Below are 16,413 nucleotides of genomic sequence, written 5' to 3' on the forward strand. Positions count from 1 at the left end.
TTCAGCCGGGCTTTTTCTTGTCCCTCACAGGCTGGGGCTGTCTCGGCGTTACGGTTGCCTCAGGAAAACCGTGGCGCTTTCCTGCTCGTCTTCCGGTCCGTCCGAAGAAGGTCTGACCGAAAATTCAACGAGAAGCGGAACGTGATCGGAGCCGACATCTTCCAGCCGCTCGGATGAGTGGACGATCACGTTTCCTTTGGCGAAGATATTGTCGATCGGCAGACCGGCGAACAGCAGCGCCTTCGGCAACAGCCTGTGGATCCATGTCGGACCGGGCGAGGGGATGAGCATCAGCCCGCCTGCCTTCGCGACACCGGCTGCCGCAGCGCTCCATGGCGCGGCGTTGAGGTCTCCCGCCACGATCGCGTCGTCACCAAGACCTGCAAGGTGCGGCTCAAGCCTGAATATCTGTCGCGCCTGCGGCCATGGCCAGGGCCAGCCCAGATGTATGGCGCCGACATCGATCGTGGTGCCGCCGAAATCGACCGGTGCAACAGCCAGTGAAAGTCGCGCAGGGCAGCGCGTTTCGCGGCTTTCGTCCAGCGGACGTCGCGAGAGGATGGCGACGCCGAATGGCTGCCTTATGCGCGGACAGATGAGTTGGTGAGGATAGGCCTGCTTCAGCAGCGCCAGCTTTTCCTCCCACATCGACCCGACCTCTGTGAGGGTCACCACATCAGGTTGTATCTGGCCGATCAGCGACAGCACTTTTTCGGGGGTCGGGTTGTTGTAGCGCAGATTGATCTCAAGCAGGCGATAGACCGCGCTGTCAGTCGGCTTCGGCGCAAAAGCGGCCGCCGGCACCATCGGCACACGCATGAACGGCAGAATGGAAGAAAAGCTGGTCACTGCAAAAACCAGCGCCGACAGGGCCAGCAGCCTTTCGGGCGTAAAAAGCAGGGGAAGCGCGATCACCGCCGTCAGCAGCGCCAGATGCGCCCGGAAATGCGCGAAGGAATCGAATGCCGGGTGAACGCTGCTGAGAAAACCCAGAAGAAGCGCCAGAGAAGTTCCGAACAGGATGATGGTGGCGATGGAACGCAATCTGCTTTTCATGCGGACTTCTTGAGGTTCTGATTGCGGCTCATTGATGGTGCGTTGAAGCTCGAATAGGATGCGGCCCGGAAACAGTCGTTCAATATCGGGAAAAGCGCTTGAAGGCGACCATTGCAGCATCTTTATACATGGTCTGCCTGCTTGCTGCTGTCTCCGGCAGCCCTGCTTTTGCCGGTGGCGAGATCATCGAGCGGGTTGAGCACTATCCCGTTTCGGGCCGGACCGGCATCGAGCTTTACCGTTCCATAGGCGAGCGTGGGCCGAAAAGCGGCGTCGGGCGGGCGATTGCGCATACCACCTTCAAGCTCACATGGCGCAGGAACTACCAGCCTCAGGGAACGTCATGCACGCTGGTCTCTGCCGTGCCACGCCTGATCATCACCTACACCCTGCCCAAGCCCTCGCAGGCGCTGCCGCCGGATACCAGGAAGCGCTGGGACAATTTTATCGAGGGCATCAGGCTTCATGAGGAAGTCCATGGTGTTCACATGAAGGAAATGGTGGCGGAGATCGAGGCGAACACGATCGGCGTCACCGCTGAAAACGATCCCGGCTGCAAGAAAATCCGGCAGGATATTCAGGCGCCTCTCGGAGCGGCGTCGCTGCGCCAGCGTCAGCGCAGCAGCGATTTCGACCGGGCGGAGATGGCGGAAGGCGCTAACATCCACCGCCTCATTCTGGGGCTGGTGAACGGCGAATAGAGCGCACACCCTAAAAGCGCGCTCGCTTTCCTTTTCCCGTCTCGGAGCCTTGTGGTGGTGGCAAAACGTTCCAGTTTTACTGGAACGCCGTTTCGGTGAAACTGCGCAGCTTGCGCGAATGCAGCCGTTCCATCGGCATTTCCGCCAGCTTTTCCATGGCCCGGATGCCGATGGTGAGATGCTGCGCCACCTGCCGCTTGTAGAATTCACTGGCCATGCCGGGTAGCTTCAGTTCGCCATGCAGCGGCTTGTCTGAAACGCACAGCAGCGTTCCATAGGGTACCCGGAAGCGGAAGCCGTTGGCGGCGATGGTGGCCGATTCCATATCGAGCGCGATGGCGCGTGACTGCGAAAGCCGCTGCACCGGCCCGCGCTGGTCGCGCAGTTCCCAGTTGCGGTTGTCGATGGTGGCGACCGTGCCGGTGCGCATGATGCGTTTCAGGTCGTAGCCGGAAAGGCCGGTGACTTCCGCCACAGCCTCCTGCAACGCCACCTGAATTTCAGCCAGCGCCGGCAGCGGAATCCACACGGGCAGGTCATCGTCCAGCACATGGTCTTCGCGCACATAGGCATGCGCCAGGACGTAGTCGCCCAGCGCCTGCGTGTTGCGCAGGCCGGCGCAGTGGCCGAGCATCACCCATGCATGCGGGCGAAGCACCGCGATGTGATCGGTGATGGTCTTGGCGTTGGAAGGGCCGACGCCGATATTGACCATGGTGATGCCGGCATGGCCGGGCTTCTTCAGATGATAGGCCGGCATCTGCGGCAGCCGCACCAGATTGCTCTGCGGGCTGGTCTGGTCGCCGGCCTGCGTGACGACATTGCCGGGCTCCACGAATTCCGTATAGCCGCCACCGCCTTCCGCCATCAGCCTGCGCGCCAGTGCGACGAACTCGTCCATATAGAACTGGTAGTTGGTGAACAGCACGAAGTTCTGGAAATGCTCCGGGCTGGTGGCCGTGTAGTGAGGCAGCCGGTGCAGCGAATAGTCGATGCGTTGCGCCGTGAAGGGCGCCAGCGGGCGCATTTCGCCCAATCCAAGGTCGAAGGTGCCGTTGGCGATATGATCGTCGATACCGTCGAGGTCTGGCACGTCGAACAGATCCCGAATCGGCCGCCGGATGCGCTCGGCCGCGGCGCCGTCCACATAGGTGCCTTCAAGGAAGGCGAAATGCAGGGGGATGGGGGTGGTCGATTCCTGCACCGTGATCGGGACGCCGTGATTGCGTATGATCAGGCGAAACTGCTCCGTGAGATAGGTCTCGAACAGATCGGGGCGGGTGATGGTGGTCGAGAAATAGCCGGGCAGGGGCATGTGGCCATAGGCCTGCCGCGAATCCACCTGCGTGAACGAGGTCGTCGTTACGCCGACTTCCGGATAGAAGGCCCGGTAGCGCCTGTCGGTATCGCCGCCCGATGCCAGCGCGGCAAAGGAATCCCTCAGGAACCGGGTGTTGCGCTCATAGATGCGGCGCAGCGCCGCGACGATGGCGGCCGGATCGTCGAAGCTCTGTGGTTTCGCCGGCTCCGGCGTGATGATCGTTTCGATGGCTTGCGGGTAGATTCTGTTTTCCATGGCCCACTATATGGCCGGGGCAGGATGGTGGGGAAGGGGGCTGATGGAGCTTGCTGTTGATCCTCAGCCCCGCTGCAGGCTGACCAGCAGCACGAAGCCCATGCCCTTCTTCTTCAACGACGGTGCTTCGATGGTCTGGCCCATATCTCCGCGCACCATCGGAACGGCGAGAACCGGAGCTGCCAGCATGGTGAGGATGAGCAGCGCGCGGGGCAGGACACGCAGGAAGCTCAGGCTGTTTTCGGTGATGGCGTTCATGGTCCTGATCTCCGTTCCTGCTTCAGCGGCTGATGCTGGTGCATCCAAAGAGGCACTTTCCAGCTCGCACCTGCTCCCAGTGGCGGGGCTGGCGGCCGTTTTCCGCGACGATCATGGCAAAGCCGATGCCGAAGAGGGTGGCCAGCAGACAGACGATGGTGAAGCGGCGAGCGAGCATGTCTCGTTTCCCTTGATGTTGGAAACAGCATCGCATTGCCCGGCTGAACCCTCTCTGAGGGGGGCGTTCATGTGAGGTTCAAAATTATTGACGCTCCTTAACCACACCGGCTCATTGCGCCGGCCGGCAGAGCGCTTATCTGGTTGAACAGGTCATCAAGCTGCCGGAGAAAGACGTATGACGACGCAGAGCGCTCCCATTGAACTCCACTACTGGCCGACGCCCAACGGCCACAAGATCACGATCTACCTGGAGGAAGCAGGCATCCCCTATGAGGTGCATTATGTGAACATCGGGCGTGGCGAGCAGTTCGAGCCGTCCTTCCTGAAGATCGCGCCCAATAACCGCATGCCGGCGATCGTCGATCCGGAAGGCCCTTCTTCGGATGGAAAATGGAATGGAGAGCCGATCTCCGTCTTCGAATCCGGCGCCATCCTGCAATATCTCGGCCGCAAGTTCGGTCGCTTCTATCCGACAGATGAGCGTCAGCGCGCGGAAGTGGATCAGTGGTTGTTCTGGCAGATGGGTGGCCTCGGCCCCATGGCCGGACAGGCGCATCACTTCCGCCAGTATGCACCGGAAAAAATCCAGTACGGCATCGACCGCTACACCAATGAGGTCAACCGCCTCTACGGCGTCATGAACAAGCGTCTTGCCGACCGTGAATATCTCGCCGGCGACTATTCGATTGCCGACATGGCGTCATTCCCGTGGGTGCGGCCTTACCGTAATCAGGGACAGGATCTGGAAGAATTTCCGAACCTGAAGCGCTGGTTCGAGGCGATCGCAGCGCGGCCCGCCGTGCAGAAGGCGGTGGAAGTCGGTCAGGATCACCGCAACAATCTGGCCGACGACAAGGAAGCGCAGAAAATTCTGTTCGGTCAGAAAGCGCGCGGCTGAAAAGCCGCTCCCTGAAAATGGAAAGGCCGCCGGGTGGAAATGCTCCGACCGGCGGCCTTTTCCGTTGATGCGCAGGCAGCTTTACTGACGGGTGAGCTTCTCGCTCTTGCAGATCAGCCCGCCGAGCACGCAGCCGGAAAGCGACAGCGTGTTGCCCGAAACGCTGGCCTTGCCGTTGTAGGTCTTGCCCTCGTCCAGCTTGTTCACTGTGCCTTTGTAGGCGCCGTTGCTGCCTTCCATGCAGCCGATCGACTTGCCTTTGTATTCTCCGGTCATCACGGTGCCGCAATATTTGGCGCCGCTTCCGGCATAGGAAATCACGGTGCCGTTCGGCCGTTTCCACGAGCCTTCGATCGGATCGGCGAATGCAACGCCGGCCGTCATGATGATGGCGAGTGCCGCCACGCTGGTAATGCGAAACATGTCTCCTCCCTGAGCACTGCGTTCCTCTTACGAAAACGCAGGCTAATCCACTCTTTTGCAAAGCGAAAGCCGTGCCGCTGGGGAAGGATGACAAGAAATATTAGCAGCCTTTCCGGCCTGAAAATGACCGCTGCCTGAAAAGCGATGCTTCGGCTTGGTTAGCGAAGCGTTGAATTTCAATTCCGAATTTTCCGTAAAATTCGAGACAAAAGCCAGCGATTGCCGGGCTTTCCATCGTTAACGAATGGTCACGTTTACCTCTTGTTTTAGCTTTGTTTTCTTCAAATTAAGCACGTCTTTTTACGGCGAATTCAAGCGCCTGCTGCATTCTCAGAAGCATCGAAGGGCAGCCCCACAGGTTCAAAGAAAGGGGCGCTCTCGCAACGGGACAGGGGTTTGAAAATGGCACGTTTTGAAATGCACGACGCTGGTTTCGGCACCATGGGCACGATGGCTCAGGCCGACATGTTCGTTGAACTGGGCATGATGTACGCCACCGGCCGCGATTGCGAGGTCGATCAGGTGGCAGCTCACAAGTGGTTCAACATCGCAGCCATCAAGGGGTCGGCCCGCGCCGCCGAACTGCGCTCGGAAATCTCGGCCAGCATGTCGAAGACCGATCTGGCACGGGCGCTGCGCGAAGCGCGTGAATGGATGACGATGCACTGATCCGGAAGAAAAGCCGCGCGCAGAACGCGGCCTGAATAAAGGCGGTCGCCGCTCCAACGGCAAGCCGCCAGCAACAGGGCCAGAACACAGGGAAAGCGTGGAAAGTAAAAGGCGCGGGGGCGCGCCTTGAGCATCGGACCCTCAACAGAGGGGCGATGCCATGCAGATAATGCCACGCAAGCCGGGCCGCGACCGATCGGAACAAGATCGGCGCGGCTTTCGGCTTTTTCCAGCGTCCCGCGACCGGAGAATAGGCTCAGTTCGCGGGGAGCAAAGGCAGCAGGTGCCCTTCGTCGGGCCGGCTGTTCACTCGCCTGCCTGTTCGGCAAAGCGCACGAGCACCGTTCCGTCGCTCACCTGACTGCCTTCCGTGGCTATCTCCGTGATCACGCCGTCATGAGGTGCTGCGATGGAGTGTTCCATCTTCATGGCCTCCAGAATGAGCAGGGGTTGCCCCTTCGTCACGCTGTCGCCGGCGGCAGCCCGCACCACCTTCACCAGCCCGGGCATTGGCGCGCGCAGGCTGTCGGCGCCGCTGCCCGCTTCGTCGGCCCGGTCCAGCGGATCGGGAACGGCGAATGTGTAGCTGACCGCCCCGTCGAAGACGCTGACATGACCCGGCCAGCGCGCCAGATTGATCGCGGGTGGGCGCAGGCGAAGCGTTTCGCCATCGCGCGCATCCAGTTCGACGAATGTCCGCCCTGCCTCGACACCCACCTTGGCGCTGATGGTTTCATCGCCATAGCCGAGTGTGATGCGTCTGGGCGTCGCGTGGAAATGCGCATAGCCTGTGAGTGCGGACCATGGATCGCCGGCATCTGCCATGTCGGAAAGGCCGGAAACGGCAACAACCGCCGCGGCCACCACCGCCCCGGAAGGGGCGGGAATTGCGGTCAGCTTGTCCTGTTTGCGCCCGATCAGTCCGGTGTCGACGTCGCCAACAGCGAAATCCGGATCTGCGGCAAGGGCGGCAAGAAAGGCGGTGTTGACCGTCGAGCCGGCAATTTCGGTTTCAGCCAGCATGTCGCCGAGCCCGCCGAGTGCCGTTTTACGATCCGGCCCATGGACCACCAGCTTGGCGATCATCGGATCATAGAAGGGCGAAATCGTATCGCCTTCGCGCACGCCCGTTTCAACGCGCAGCGAGGTGCGGGGTGCGGCTTCATCCGGAAACCACAGATGGTGCAGCGTGCCGGTCGCCGGCAGGAAGCCGCGCGCGGCATCCTCGGCGTAAAGCCGCGCCTCGAAGGCGTGGCCGTCGAGCTCGATCTCGTCCTGGCGCAGCGGCAGCACCTCGCCATGGGCGACGCGCAACTGCCATTCCACCAGATCGACCCCAGTGATCATCTCGGTCACCGGATGCTCGACCTGAAGGCGCGTGTTCATCTCCATGAACCAGAAGCGGTCCACCTTCAGCCCCTGCGAGGCATCGACGATGAATTCGATGGTGCCGGCCCCGGAATAGGAGATGGCCTTCGCCGCCTTGATCGCGGCTTCGGTCATGGCCGCGCGCATTTCGTCGGTCATGCCGGGGGCGGGGGCCTCCTCGATCACCTTCTGGTGGCGGCGCTGCGCCGAGCAGTCGCGCTCGAACAGATGCACGGCATTGCCGTGATTGTCGCCGAACACCTGCACCTCGATGTGGCGCGGCTTTTCGACATATTTCTCGACCAGAACGCGGTCGTCGCCGAAAGCGGCCTTGGCCTCGCGTCGTGCCGACGAAAGCGCCTCGGCGAAATCGCCCGGATGATCGACGCGCCGCATGCCGCGCCCGCCGCCGCCGGCACGCGCCTTGATCAGCACGGGATAGCCGATTTCGGTAGCCTTGGAGGCGAGCAGCACGATGTCCTGCGCCGCGCCATGATAGCCGGGCACCACCGGCACGCCGGCCTTCTCCATCAGCCGCTTGGCCGCATCTTTGAGGCCCATGGCCCGGATTGAGGCGGCGGAGGGGCCGATGAATACCAGCCCGGCATCGACCACGCGGTCCACGAAATCGGGGTTTTCCGACAGAAAGCCGTAGCCCGGATGAATGGCTTCGGCGCCGGTCTCCAGTGCCGCGGCGACGATGCGTTCACCGACGAGATAGCTTTCGGTCACCGGCGCGGGGCCGATGCGAACCGCCTCGTCTGCCATGGCCACATGCATGGACCCCGCATCTGCGTCGGAATAGACGGCGACCGTCGCCACGCCCATGCGCCTTGCGGTGCGGATGATGCGGCAGGCGATCTCGCCGCGATTGGCGATGAGTATTTTCTTGAACATGGCCGCCCTCACATCCTGAACAGGCCGAACTTTGTTTCCCGTATCGGCGCGTTGAGTGCCGCCGACAGCGACAGGGCCAGCACCTCGCGGCTGCGGGCCGGATCGATGATGCCGTCGTCCCACAGTCTTGCCGAGGAATAGAGCGGATGGCCTTCGCGCTCGTATTTCTCAAGCGTTGGCTGCTTGAACTCCGCTTCCTCTTCCACGCTCCATGTGCCGCCCTTGCGCTCGATGCCTTCGCGCTTGACCAGCGCCAGCACCATGGCAGCCTGCTCGCCGCCCATCACCGAAATGCGGGCATTGGGCCACATCCACAGGAAGCGGGGCGAATAGGCGCGCCCGCACATGCCGTAATTGCCGGCGCCGAACGAGCCGCCGATGATCATCGTCACCTTCGGCACACTGGCCGTGGCAACGGCCGTCACCAGCTTGGCGCCGTCCTTGGCGATGCCGCCGGCCTCGTATTTCTTGCCCACCATGAAGCCGGTGATGTTCTGCAGAAACACCAGCGGAATGCCGCGCTGGCAGCACAGTTCGATGAAATGCGCGCCCTTCTGTGCACTTTCGGAGAACAGCACGCCATTGTTGGCAATGATGCCGATCGGCATGCCGTAGAGATGCGCGAAGCCGGTCACCAGCGTGGCGCCGTAGTTCTGCTTGAACTCGTCGAAATCGGAGCCGTCGACGATGCGCGCGATCACCTCGCGCACGTCATAGGGTTGGCGAAGGTCGGTCGGCACGATGCCGTAAAGCTCACGCGGATCGTGAAGCGGCGGGCGTGGTTCGCGAAGATCGAGCCCGATCTCCTTCTTTCGATTCAGGTTTCTGACAATGCGCCGCGTGATCGCCAGCGCATGTTCGTCGTCCACCGCGAGGTGATCGGCCACGCCGGATTCGCGCGTGTGCAGGTCGGCACCGCCCAGTTCCTCGGCACTGACGTCCTCGCCGGTCGCGGCCTTCACCAGCGGCGGGCCTCCCAAAAAGATCGTCGCCTGCTTGCGCACCATGATCGATTCGTCGGCCATCGCCGGCACATAGGCGCCGCCGGCCGTGCACGAGCCCATCACGCAGGCGATCTGCGGGATGCCGGCCGCCGACAGGGTGGCCTGATTGTAGAAGATGCGCCCGAAGTGCTCGCGGTCCGGGAACACCTCGTCCTGATTGGGCAGGTTCGCGCCGCCGGAATCGACCAGATAGACGCAGGGCAGGTTGTTCTCCCGCGCAATCTCCTGCGCCCGCAGATGCTTCTTCACGGTCATCGGATAATAGGTGCCGCCCTTCACGGTGGCGTCGTTGACCACGATCATCAGCTCGCGCCCTTCGACGCGGCCGATACCGGCGATCATGCCGGCCGAGGCGATGTCGCCGCCATACATGTCCCATGCGGCGAACTGGCCGATTTCAAGGAAGGGCGAGCCGGCATCCAGCAGTTGCGCCAGCCGCTCGCGCGGCAAAAGCTTGCCGCGCTTCACATGGCGTTCGCGCGAATCCTGCGAGCCGCCGCGCTGCACGGTTTCGGCTTTGGCGGCAATGTCCTCCACCAGCGCGCGCATGCGCTCGTCATTGGCGCGGAAGGTGTCGGAGGAGGGGGAGATCTGCGAGCGAAGCTGCGCCACCTCAGATCTCCTCGCTCATGATCTCGCGGCCGATCAGCCAGCGGCGGATTTCCGACGTGCCGGCGCCGATTTCGTAGAGCTTGGCGTCGCGCAGCAGGCGCCCCGTCGGATAATCGTTGATGTAGCCGTTGCCGCCGAGCAACTGGATGGCGTCGAGCGCCGTCTGCGTAGCCTTTTCGGCCGAGTAGAGAATGCAGCCGGCCGCATCCTTGCGCGTGGTCTGGCCGCGGTCGCAGGCAGAGGCCACCGCATAGACATAGGCCCGGCAGGCGTTCAGCGTGGTGTACATGTCGGCGAGCTTGCCCTGCACGAGCTGGAAGTCGCCGATCGGGCGGTCGAACTGTTTGCGCTCGCGCACATAGGGCACCACGACGTCGAGGCAGGCGGCCATGATGCCGAGCGGTCCCCCGCAAAGCACGGTGCGCTCGTAATCGAGGCCGGACATCAGCACCTCGACGCCCTTGCCTTCCTCGCCCAACACGTTCTCGAACGGCACTTCCACATTGTCGAACACCAGTTCGCCAGTGTTGGAGCCGCGCATGCCGAGCTTGTCGAGCTTCTGCGCCACCGAGAAACCGGCAAAGCCCTTCTCGATCAGGAAGGCGGTGATGCCGCGCGATTTCCGCTCCGGATCGGTCTTGGCGTAGACCACCAGCGTGTCGGCGTCCGGCCCGTTGGTGATCCACATCTTGGTGCCGTTGAGCACGAAGCGATCGTTCTTCTTCTCGGCCCTCAGCCGCATCGATACCACGTCCGAGCCCGCGCCGGGCTCGGACATGGCCAGTGCGCCGACCGCAGCGCCCGAGCACAGCGCCGGCAGGTATTTCTCCTTCTGGGTGTCGGTGCCCCAGCGGTTGATCTGGTTCACGCACAGGTTCGAATGCGCGCCGTAGGAGAGAGCGACCGAGGCAGAGGCGCGGGAAAGCTCCTCCATCGCCACCACATGGGCCAGATAGCCCATGCCGGTGCCGCCGAAGGCCGGGTTGGCGGTCATGCCAAGCAGGCCGAGCGCGCCCATTTCTCCCCACAGATGGGCCGGGAATTCGTTGCTGCGGTCGATCTCCGCCGCCAGCGGCGCGACCTTTTCCTGTGCGAAGCGGTGAACGAGGTCGCGAAGTGCCGCGACGTCTTCGTCAAGCCCGAAGTCGAGTGCCTGCGTGTACATGCTGTGTCTCCCGGTTCGTGGTCGCCCCGACAAGGCGCATTGTCATGGAAAGATAGGTCTGCGTCACCCCTTCCACCGAAAGCCGCTCATCCGGCCGGAACCAGACGATGACGCCGGTGATCATCTGGATAACCGCCATGGCGGCGAGCCCGATGTCGTCCAGATCGAAGACGCCGGCTTCCGTGCCGTCGCGCAGGATGGCGCGCAGTTCCTTTTCGTAGGAGGTGCGCAGCCGCAGGATGAAGGTCAGCCGTTCGGGTGAGAGGCTGCGCAGCTCCATGTTTGAAATATGGGTCTGCGAGCGCCGCTCGATATGAAAGGCGATGTGGTTCGCCACGAAGGCGGCAAGGCGCGTGGTGGCGTCCGTGGCGGCAGGCCGAGCCTCGCTCCATGCGCCGAGCAATGCCTCCATGTGCTCGCGCATCAGGGTGAACAGCAGGTCTTCCTTGGTGGGAAAGTAGCGGTAGAGCGCCGCCGCCTGAACGCCGACCCGCGCCGCAAGCTGGCGCATGGACACGGCCTCGTAGCCGTGGCGCGCGATCAGATCGACGGCGGCCTCGCGGATCGCCGCTTCCGTTCTCTCGCCATCCGATCCTGCGGTGCGTGCCATCGGGTTCCTCCATCCTCTTAATAAAACGTACGTTCAATTAATTCAAGAGGTGGGCGAGATATTGAATGGCAGGGGATAGCAGGTCGATTGTGAACTCAGTCGCGGTTGTCAGGCCGCGCGCGTCCCTTGCCGAGCACCATTCCTGCCGCGGCAAAGGCCAGCCCCAGTCCGGAAAAGGCGGCGAGACTCGGGAGATGTTTCGGAATGTCGCTCCATACGGGGCGAACCACGCTTGCCGTATCGAAGGTGTCGGCGCTGTATTGGCACAGCACGAAGGAGGATTCCTTGCGTACCATGTCTGCGTCGATGCGCGATACGAGATCTTCCACGGCTGGTTTGTTGGCCGATGTTTCACGCATGTGGGAAAGCAGCTCGCGCGCGGCCGACAGATAGGCGTGGGCGCATTCGTTGAAGGGGCTTTCCTCGTCGGCCAGCGTGCCGGGAACCAGCCCCCACAGGCAATAGGTGTACTGGATGTTGCCGTAGTTCAGCAGGCGCACGAAGGTGTCGTCCACCTGCCGCTCCTGCGCGGCCAGTTTCATGATGTCGCTGCGATAGTCGGCGATCACCGCCATCTGCCCGTGCGACAGGCTGGCGATCGGGATGCCCTTGATTTCTTCCGGGTTGAAGCGTCGGTGCGCTTCGGCCTCGTCGGTGGCAAAACCCGTCGCTGCAAGGGCAAGAACAAGCGCGGCACGCGCCAGAGGAGGGGCGTGCCGCGCCTGCATTTCTCAGGCCGTCCGGCTGCGCTGGCGGGTCGCCAGCGCACGCTCGGCAACCGCGCCGAAGCCGAGCCCGATCACCGTCCACAGCACCGCATGCATGCCGAGCGAGGAGGTGCGGAAATGCCAGATCAGATCGGCCGAATAGCCTTCTGGAATCTCGTTCACCGTCGGCAGCGCATATTGGGCGATGGCGATGATGACGAGGAAGGCGAGTCCGCCGACGATGCCGGCATTCCAGCCGCCCAGCTGGCTCCACAGCCGCCGCGCCAGCGCAACGGCAACTACGGCCGCGATGATCGACACGATCAGCATGACGAAGAACAACTCGGTGCGCTCGCCGATCGTTTCGGGATTGCCGACGGCCGGCGGTGTCGCCGGATATTTCATGGCCGGAGCAATCACCACGGCGATGAAGGCGGCGATCGCCAGCAGACCGGCGGTGGCGCGGGGCGTGAGCGTGACGACACGCCCGTAGACGAAGGCGAAGACCAGCGCGAACAGCCCGCCGATGGCGGCACCGTAGACGACCGACCCGGTCAGCAGGCCAAGTCCGGCCTGGGTTTCGCGGCTGACCAGTTCTTCCTCTTCCTCGGCCGGTTCGCCGGAGGCTGCGGCCGCCGCTTCTTCATAAGCGATGGCAGTGTCAATGTGTGGTTCGCCGAACACGCGGGCAAAACCGAATGCGAACAGACCAGCGAGGACGCCGATCAGCATCCCGCGAAGCAGAAGATTTCCAACCATGGCGCTGTTCTTTCAGTGGCAGGGGAAGCCGAGGAGGTGACGCGCGTCATGAACGAATTCATGCGTGCTCAGGCTTGAGAACAGGGTCGTTGCCCCTTCTTCTGCGCCGATGAAATAGATGCCCAGAATCATGAGCAGGCCGCCGAAAATAGCCCATGGCATGATTTCGCGAACCGGAATCGGAACCGGCCGCACTTCTGGTGCAAAAGTAATGTCGGACATCGTGCTTCTCCCTGGGATCCTGCGTCCCGTTCATGCAAGCTGGGGAGACGAACCAAGGTCTGACTTCCGGCACCCCTGCCGGTCACAGTGGCGCGACCGTGCTGGATTTTCACCAGCTTCCGGATCCGTAACCTTTGCCGAAATTACCCGCCGTCCTGTATGGCTGTCAATTGAACTGAAGGGGAGACGCGAGAGAATATGACAGGACGCCTGACCCTGATTTGTTGTGGCGCGACCGCAGCTTTGCGCCGCAATGCCTTTCATCGCGATGAGCCGCTGGAACAGAAATCGCTCTCTCAGGCGCAAAGGCTGGCCACTCAAATCCCGGGTGCGGACCGCGTCTGGCACGGGCCGGAGTTCAGGGTGCTGGAAACGGCGAATGCTCTGGGCCTGATGGGGGAGCCTGTCGCGGCTCTGGCCGATCAGAATTTTGGCTTCTGGGCTGGCCGCAGGCTTGCTGAACTCGATCCGGCGGAACTTGCGACATGGATGTCCGACCCCGATGTGGCACCGCACGGCGGCGAAACGCTGAACGATCTGCGCCGGCGTATCGCGGCTTTGCTGAAGGAAAACCTCGGCCTTTCGGGGCATACGCTTGCGATCACGCACCCCGCAGTCATTCGTGCTGCCGTCTGCGAAGTGCTTGGCGCGCCATCGCAGGCTTTCCGGGCAGTAGATGTTCAGCCTCTCAGCCTGACACATTTCACCAGCGATGGCCGTCGCTGGGCTCTGCGTATAGTCTCCGGATGAAACGGCAAGCCTATCCTGCGCGAGCAGCGGCCAGTGCTTTCGGCAGTTCCTCGGCCAGAATATCGAGCTCGTGGTCGAGCCCGACGCTGATGCGGACACAGCGATCCAGCCCGGCCACCATCGGCTTGCGGATGAACACCCCGCGCGCCAGCAGGTTCTGGAGCACCTTCAGAGCAAAAGGGCCGTCCGTGCCGCAGTCCACGGCCACGAAATTGGTGGCGGAGGGCAGGGTGTCGAGCCCGTTTTCCGCAGCGATCGCGGCGATGCGCTGCCGTCCGGCTTCCACCTTGCGCACCACCTCTGCCAGCCATGCCTGATCCTTGATCGCGGCCTCGCCCGCGATCTGCGCCATGCGGCTGACGCCATAGTGATTCCGGATCTTCTCGAAGGCGGCGATAACCGTCTCTTCTCCGATGGCATATCCGCAGCGAATGCCGGCAAGCCCGTAAGCCTTGGAGAAGGTGCGCATGCGTACCACGTTGGGGCGCGAAACATCGATTGCCGGCAAGGCGGAAGCTGGCGCCAGCTCGCAATAGGCCTCGTCGAGAATGAACATGGTGGTCTCGGGCAGGGCTTCGACGAAGCGGCTGATCTCGTCGGCATCCCACCAGCTTCCCATCGGATTGTCAGGATTGGAGAGATAGACCAGCCGGGAGTTTTCCCGTCGCACCGCTTCCAGCAACCCGTCAAGATCTTCGCGGTCATTCTTGTATGGCACCGGCACCAGCCTGCCGCCGACGCTGGCAATATGGAAATTGAACGTGGGATAGGCGCCAAGCGACGTCACCACCGGTTCGCCCGCGCCCACATACATGCGCGCGATCAGCCCCAGCAGCCCGTCTATGCCTTCCCCGATCACGATGTTCTCAGGTTTCACGCCATGATGGGCGGCGACCGCGACTTTGACGTCGTGATTGTCCGGATCGCAATACATCCACATGTCGGGCGCGGCCTCGGTCATACTGGCGATAACGCTGGGGGAGGGGCCAAAGCTGCTTTCATTGGCACCGATCCGGGCACGGAATTTCTGGCCGCCTGCGCGCTCCTGCGCTTCCGGCCCCACGAACGGAACGGTCGAGGGTAGGGCTGAGATAATGGGCGTGAACGGCGGATAGATGGGCATGGCGATCCAGTCGTCAAAACGGTTGCGGCCGAAACGGGCTGCATTCACACGGCGGGTGCTTTTCAAGGCAACCGCACATCTGAATAGCAAGCCCGTATGTCTCCAGCGCAATAGCCCCGGAGACCTCACACAATGCTTTAAGCGCAGCCGCAGGCGGGGAGCAAGGTCCCTTGTTCCCTCATGCCGGGCAAAGGCTTCCGCTATTACCTCGTGGGAGCGATGTGTGATTTTGAGGCTCTGCCCGGGATTTCCGTGGCTGGGGCAGTTGCCAAGGAGCGGTTCCGGCATGGCGGATCGCCTGAAAGGCATCGCCGCCATTGCCGCATGCCGCTCCCTTGCCGTCCTACCCGCTACATCTGACCATCACCGACAGCGGCGCCGCAGCATCAATGCGGATCAGAACATGGCTGGGAATCTATGCGGTCACGGAGCCAGCGCGCTTGCGCAGAGCTTGTTGCCTGTGGGGTCACGAAGATAGGCCAGATACAATTTCCGGCTTCCGACTTCGCGGATGCCGGGTGGGTTCTCGACCGATGTTCCCCCGTTTTTCACGCCCGCCGCGTGCCATGCATCAACCTCATCGGGCGATGAAAGGGCGAAGCCGATCGTGCCGCCGTTGGCATGGCAGGCGGAATCTCCGTTGATCGGCGCGGTAATCATGAAACGAGGCCCGCCTTTGCTGTAAACAACGCGCCCCTTCGGATCGATCGTGCCTGCGGTGCCACCTGAAGCAGTAAAAATGGCATCATAAAACTTTTTGGATTGCTCGAGATCATTCGAGCCGACCATGACGTGACTGAACATGCATTTCCTCCTGATGACTGTGACCTAGCCCGATTCCAGACAGATCGGAAAGCACCATCTATCGGCGGGAGCACGTCCGGGCTTTCGCCCAGCACGTCGAGGTCGCGGATGACGCGATCTACATCAAAGGAAGCAAGAACGCCCTGTTGAGGACGCTGATAGCCACTAAGGGAGGGAAATCGGCGTTCCCGGTTTTGTACCGAAGTGGCGGAGAGGATGGGATTCGAACCCACGAGAAGCTTTTGACCTCTACTCCCTTAGCAGGGGAGCGCCTTCGACCACTCGGCCACCTCTCCACACGGCGCTTTCTAAGCGTTTCCGCCAGTTTGGCAAGGTCCTATCTTGCAGATAAATACAGCTTTATGTGGAACGTCGCCTGAACAGGCGAAGGGACGAGGTGGAGTATCGGCAAAGATGCCCACATGCTTTCTGTATTCCCTGTCGCTGCAAGCGAGCCGCTTTGTATTGGCTCACCTTCCCGGACGAAGGCTTAGGCTCAGGACTCATTGGTCAGATCCAGAAGATGACGGCTGCGGCGATGCATATCGCTGAGAAGAAGGTGTGAGCGCATCGGTCGTAGCGTGTGGCGATGCGGCGCCAGTCCTTGAGCTTGGCGAACAGGTTCTCGACC

Annotated in this window: 18 protein-coding genes, 1 tRNA gene, 1 pseudogene and 1 riboswitch; of the genes and pseudogenes, 4 read left to right on the forward strand and 16 right to left on the reverse strand. The window is 62.2% G+C overall.

Going from position 1 to position 16,413, the window contains the following annotated elements; all coding sequences use genetic code 11:
- Positions 1 to 48 precede the first annotated feature (48 nt).
- Positions 49 to 1,056 carry an endonuclease/exonuclease/phosphatase family protein gene (locus AC5XE7_RS16430; protein WP_495366855.1) on the reverse strand — a complete coding sequence of 336 codons (1,008 nt, stop codon included), beginning with the start codon at positions 1,054 to 1,056 and terminating at the stop codon, positions 49 to 51.
- A 128-nt stretch (positions 1,057 to 1,184) separates the two neighbouring features.
- Here AC5XE7_RS16430 and AC5XE7_RS16435 point away from each other — a divergent pair, with 128 nt between their 5' ends.
- A complete protein-coding gene (locus tag AC5XE7_RS16435; protein WP_495366873.1) occupies positions 1,185 to 1,757 on the forward strand; it encodes a DUF922 domain-containing Zn-dependent protease in 573 nt (190 codons plus the stop codon).
- A gap of 76 nt (positions 1,758 to 1,833) precedes the next feature.
- On the opposite strand, the gene AC5XE7_RS16440 is transcribed toward AC5XE7_RS16435, so the two are convergent.
- The 3 genes from AC5XE7_RS16440 to AC5XE7_RS16450 all read right to left on the reverse strand — a co-directional run bounded on the left by AC5XE7_RS16440 (position 1,834) and on the right by AC5XE7_RS16450 (position 3,769).
- Positions 1,834 to 3,333: an AMP nucleosidase gene (locus AC5XE7_RS16440; protein WP_495366856.1), complete on the reverse strand. Its 1,500-nt coding sequence runs from the start codon at positions 3,331 to 3,333 to the stop codon at positions 1,834 to 1,836.
- Positions 3,334 to 3,396: 63 nt separating this feature from the next.
- Positions 3,397 to 3,591, reverse strand: coding sequence for a hypothetical protein (locus AC5XE7_RS16445; RefSeq protein ID WP_287947249.1), 195 nt, complete (start codon positions 3,589 to 3,591; stop codon positions 3,397 to 3,399).
- Between the two features lie 22 nt (positions 3,592 to 3,613).
- The gene (locus AC5XE7_RS16450; RefSeq protein WP_183828605.1) at positions 3,614 to 3,769 is read right to left on the reverse strand and encodes a hypothetical protein; all 156 of its coding nucleotides are present in this window, start codon (positions 3,767 to 3,769) and stop codon (positions 3,614 to 3,616) included.
- 177 nt (positions 3,770 to 3,946) lie between these two features.
- On the opposite strand from AC5XE7_RS16450, the gene AC5XE7_RS16455 reads away from it, so the two are divergent.
- Positions 3,947 to 4,669 carry a glutathione S-transferase family protein gene (locus AC5XE7_RS16455; RefSeq protein ID WP_495366857.1) on the forward strand — a complete coding sequence of 241 codons (723 nt, stop codon included), beginning with the start codon at positions 3,947 to 3,949 and terminating at the stop codon, positions 4,667 to 4,669.
- An 81-nt stretch (positions 4,670 to 4,750) separates the two neighbouring features.
- On the opposite strand, the gene AC5XE7_RS16460 is transcribed toward AC5XE7_RS16455, so the two are convergent.
- Positions 4,751 to 5,092, reverse strand: a complete 342-nt coding sequence (locus AC5XE7_RS16460; protein WP_495366858.1) for a DUF2147 domain-containing protein — start codon at positions 5,090 to 5,092, stop codon at positions 4,751 to 4,753.
- A 402-nt stretch (positions 5,093 to 5,494) separates the two neighbouring features.
- On the opposite strand from AC5XE7_RS16460, the gene AC5XE7_RS16465 reads away from it, so the two are divergent.
- Positions 5,495 to 5,761, forward strand: coding sequence for a sel1 repeat family protein (locus AC5XE7_RS16465; protein ID WP_183828614.1), 267 nt, complete (start codon positions 5,495 to 5,497; stop codon positions 5,759 to 5,761).
- Between the two features lie 306 nt (positions 5,762 to 6,067).
- Here the strand turns inward: AC5XE7_RS16465 and AC5XE7_RS16470 are convergent, their stop codons facing one another.
- The 7 genes from AC5XE7_RS16470 to AC5XE7_RS16500 form a co-directional block, all read right to left on the reverse strand.
- Positions 6,068 to 8,026: an acetyl/propionyl/methylcrotonyl-CoA carboxylase subunit alpha gene (locus AC5XE7_RS16470; protein ID WP_495366859.1), complete on the reverse strand. Its 1,959-nt coding sequence runs from the start codon at positions 8,024 to 8,026 to the stop codon at positions 6,068 to 6,070.
- 8 nt (positions 8,027 to 8,034) lie between these two features.
- Complete coding sequence (locus AC5XE7_RS16475) at positions 8,035 to 9,642, reverse strand: carboxyl transferase domain-containing protein (RefSeq protein WP_495366860.1); 1,608 nt, start codon at positions 9,640 to 9,642, stop codon at positions 8,035 to 8,037.
- Between the two features lies 1 nt (position 9,643).
- The gene (locus tag AC5XE7_RS16480; protein ID WP_495366861.1) at positions 9,644 to 10,807 is read right to left on the reverse strand and encodes an isovaleryl-CoA dehydrogenase; all 1,164 of its coding nucleotides are present in this window, start codon (positions 10,805 to 10,807) and stop codon (positions 9,644 to 9,646) included.
- The gene (locus tag AC5XE7_RS16485) at positions 10,776 to 11,417 is read right to left on the reverse strand and encodes a TetR/AcrR family transcriptional regulator (protein WP_495366862.1); all 642 of its coding nucleotides are present in this window, start codon (positions 11,415 to 11,417) and stop codon (positions 10,776 to 10,778) included. The genes AC5XE7_RS16480 and AC5XE7_RS16485 overlap by 32 nt, the downstream gene beginning before the upstream one ends.
- 95 nt (positions 11,418 to 11,512) lie before the next feature.
- Positions 11,513 to 12,145, reverse strand: a complete 633-nt coding sequence (locus AC5XE7_RS16490) for a hypothetical protein (protein WP_495366863.1) — start codon at positions 12,143 to 12,145, stop codon at positions 11,513 to 11,515.
- Between the two features lie 3 nt (positions 12,146 to 12,148).
- Complete coding sequence (locus AC5XE7_RS16495) at positions 12,149 to 12,883, reverse strand: CbtA family protein (protein ID WP_495366864.1); 735 nt, start codon at positions 12,881 to 12,883, stop codon at positions 12,149 to 12,151.
- Between the two features lie 12 nt (positions 12,884 to 12,895).
- The gene (locus AC5XE7_RS16500) at positions 12,896 to 13,105 is read right to left on the reverse strand and encodes a CbtB domain-containing protein (RefSeq protein WP_495366865.1); all 210 of its coding nucleotides are present in this window, start codon (positions 13,103 to 13,105) and stop codon (positions 12,896 to 12,898) included.
- A gap of 47 nt (positions 13,106 to 13,152) precedes the next feature.
- Positions 13,153 to 13,234: riboswitch (adenosylcobalamin (AdoCbl) riboswitch) on the reverse strand.
- A 69-nt stretch (positions 13,235 to 13,303) separates the two neighbouring features.
- On the opposite strand from AC5XE7_RS16500, the gene AC5XE7_RS16505 reads away from it, so the two are divergent.
- Positions 13,304 to 13,855, forward strand: coding sequence for a histidine phosphatase family protein (locus AC5XE7_RS16505; protein ID WP_495366866.1), 552 nt, complete (start codon positions 13,304 to 13,306; stop codon positions 13,853 to 13,855).
- Positions 13,856 to 13,865: 10 nt separating this feature from the next.
- On the opposite strand, the gene AC5XE7_RS16510 is transcribed toward AC5XE7_RS16505, so the two are convergent.
- The 4 genes and pseudogenes from AC5XE7_RS16510 to AC5XE7_RS16525 form a co-directional block, all read right to left on the reverse strand.
- Positions 13,866 to 14,978 (reverse strand): pyridoxal phosphate-dependent aminotransferase, encoded by a 1,113-nt coding sequence (locus AC5XE7_RS16510; RefSeq protein WP_495366874.1) that lies wholly within the window; start codon positions 14,976 to 14,978, stop codon positions 13,866 to 13,868.
- Between the two features lie 423 nt (positions 14,979 to 15,401).
- Entirely contained in the window at positions 15,402 to 15,782 is a 381-nt protein-coding gene (locus tag AC5XE7_RS16515) for a VOC family protein (RefSeq protein WP_239798374.1), read from the reverse strand.
- Between the two features lie 205 nt (positions 15,783 to 15,987).
- A tRNA-Ser gene (locus tag AC5XE7_RS16520) sits at positions 15,988 to 16,078 on the reverse strand.
- A 214-nt stretch (positions 16,079 to 16,292) separates the two neighbouring features.
- A pseudogene (locus tag AC5XE7_RS16525) lies at positions 16,293 to 16,413 on the reverse strand (IS5/IS1182 family transposase); the annotation flags it as partial.

Source organism: Aquamicrobium sp. YD-1-mutant5, assembly GCF_059509755.1.

Coding starts and splice junctions, on each gene's coding strand:
- AC5XE7_RS16510 (WP_495366874.1), bottom strand. CDS start 14,978: ATGCCCATCTATCCGCCGTTCACGCCCATTATCTCAGCCCTACCCTCG.
- AC5XE7_RS16460 (WP_495366858.1), bottom strand. CDS start 5,092: ATGTTTCGCATTACCAGCGTGGCGGCACTCGCCATCATCATGACGGCC.
- AC5XE7_RS16495 (WP_495366864.1), bottom strand. CDS start 12,883: ATGGTTGGAAATCTTCTGCTTCGCGGGATGCTGATCGGCGTCCTCGCT.
- AC5XE7_RS16465 (WP_183828614.1), top strand. CDS start 5,495: ATGGCACGTTTTGAAATGCACGACGCTGGTTTCGGCACCATGGGCACG.
- AC5XE7_RS16430 (WP_495366855.1), bottom strand. CDS start 1,056: ATGAAAAGCAGATTGCGTTCCATCGCCACCATCATCCTGTTCGGAACT.
- AC5XE7_RS16440 (WP_495366856.1), bottom strand. CDS start 3,333: ATGGAAAACAGAATCTACCCGCAAGCCATCGAAACGATCATCACGCCG.
- AC5XE7_RS16470 (WP_495366859.1), bottom strand. CDS start 8,026: ATGTTCAAGAAAATACTCATCGCCAATCGCGGCGAGATCGCCTGCCGC.
- AC5XE7_RS16445 (WP_287947249.1), bottom strand. CDS start 3,591: ATGAACGCCATCACCGAAAACAGCCTGAGCTTCCTGCGTGTCCTGCCC.
- AC5XE7_RS16435 (WP_495366873.1), top strand. CDS start 1,185: ATGGTCTGCCTGCTTGCTGCTGTCTCCGGCAGCCCTGCTTTTGCCGGT.
- AC5XE7_RS16515 (WP_239798374.1), bottom strand. CDS start 15,782: ATGTTCAGTCACGTCATGGTCGGCTCGAATGATCTCGAGCAATCCAAA.
- AC5XE7_RS16480 (WP_495366861.1), bottom strand. CDS start 10,807: ATGTACACGCAGGCACTCGACTTCGGGCTTGACGAAGACGTCGCGGCA.
- AC5XE7_RS16490 (WP_495366863.1), bottom strand. CDS start 12,145: ATGCAGGCGCGGCACGCCCCTCCTCTGGCGCGTGCCGCGCTTGTTCTT.
- AC5XE7_RS16450 (WP_183828605.1), bottom strand. CDS start 3,769: ATGCTCGCTCGCCGCTTCACCATCGTCTGTCTGCTGGCCACCCTCTTC.
- AC5XE7_RS16500 (WP_495366865.1), bottom strand. CDS start 13,105: ATGTCCGACATTACTTTTGCACCAGAAGTGCGGCCGGTTCCGATTCCG.
- AC5XE7_RS16505 (WP_495366866.1), top strand. CDS start 13,304: ATGACAGGACGCCTGACCCTGATTTGTTGTGGCGCGACCGCAGCTTTG.
- AC5XE7_RS16455 (WP_495366857.1), top strand. CDS start 3,947: ATGACGACGCAGAGCGCTCCCATTGAACTCCACTACTGGCCGACGCCC.
- AC5XE7_RS16485 (WP_495366862.1), bottom strand. CDS start 11,417: ATGGCACGCACCGCAGGATCGGATGGCGAGAGAACGGAAGCGGCGATC.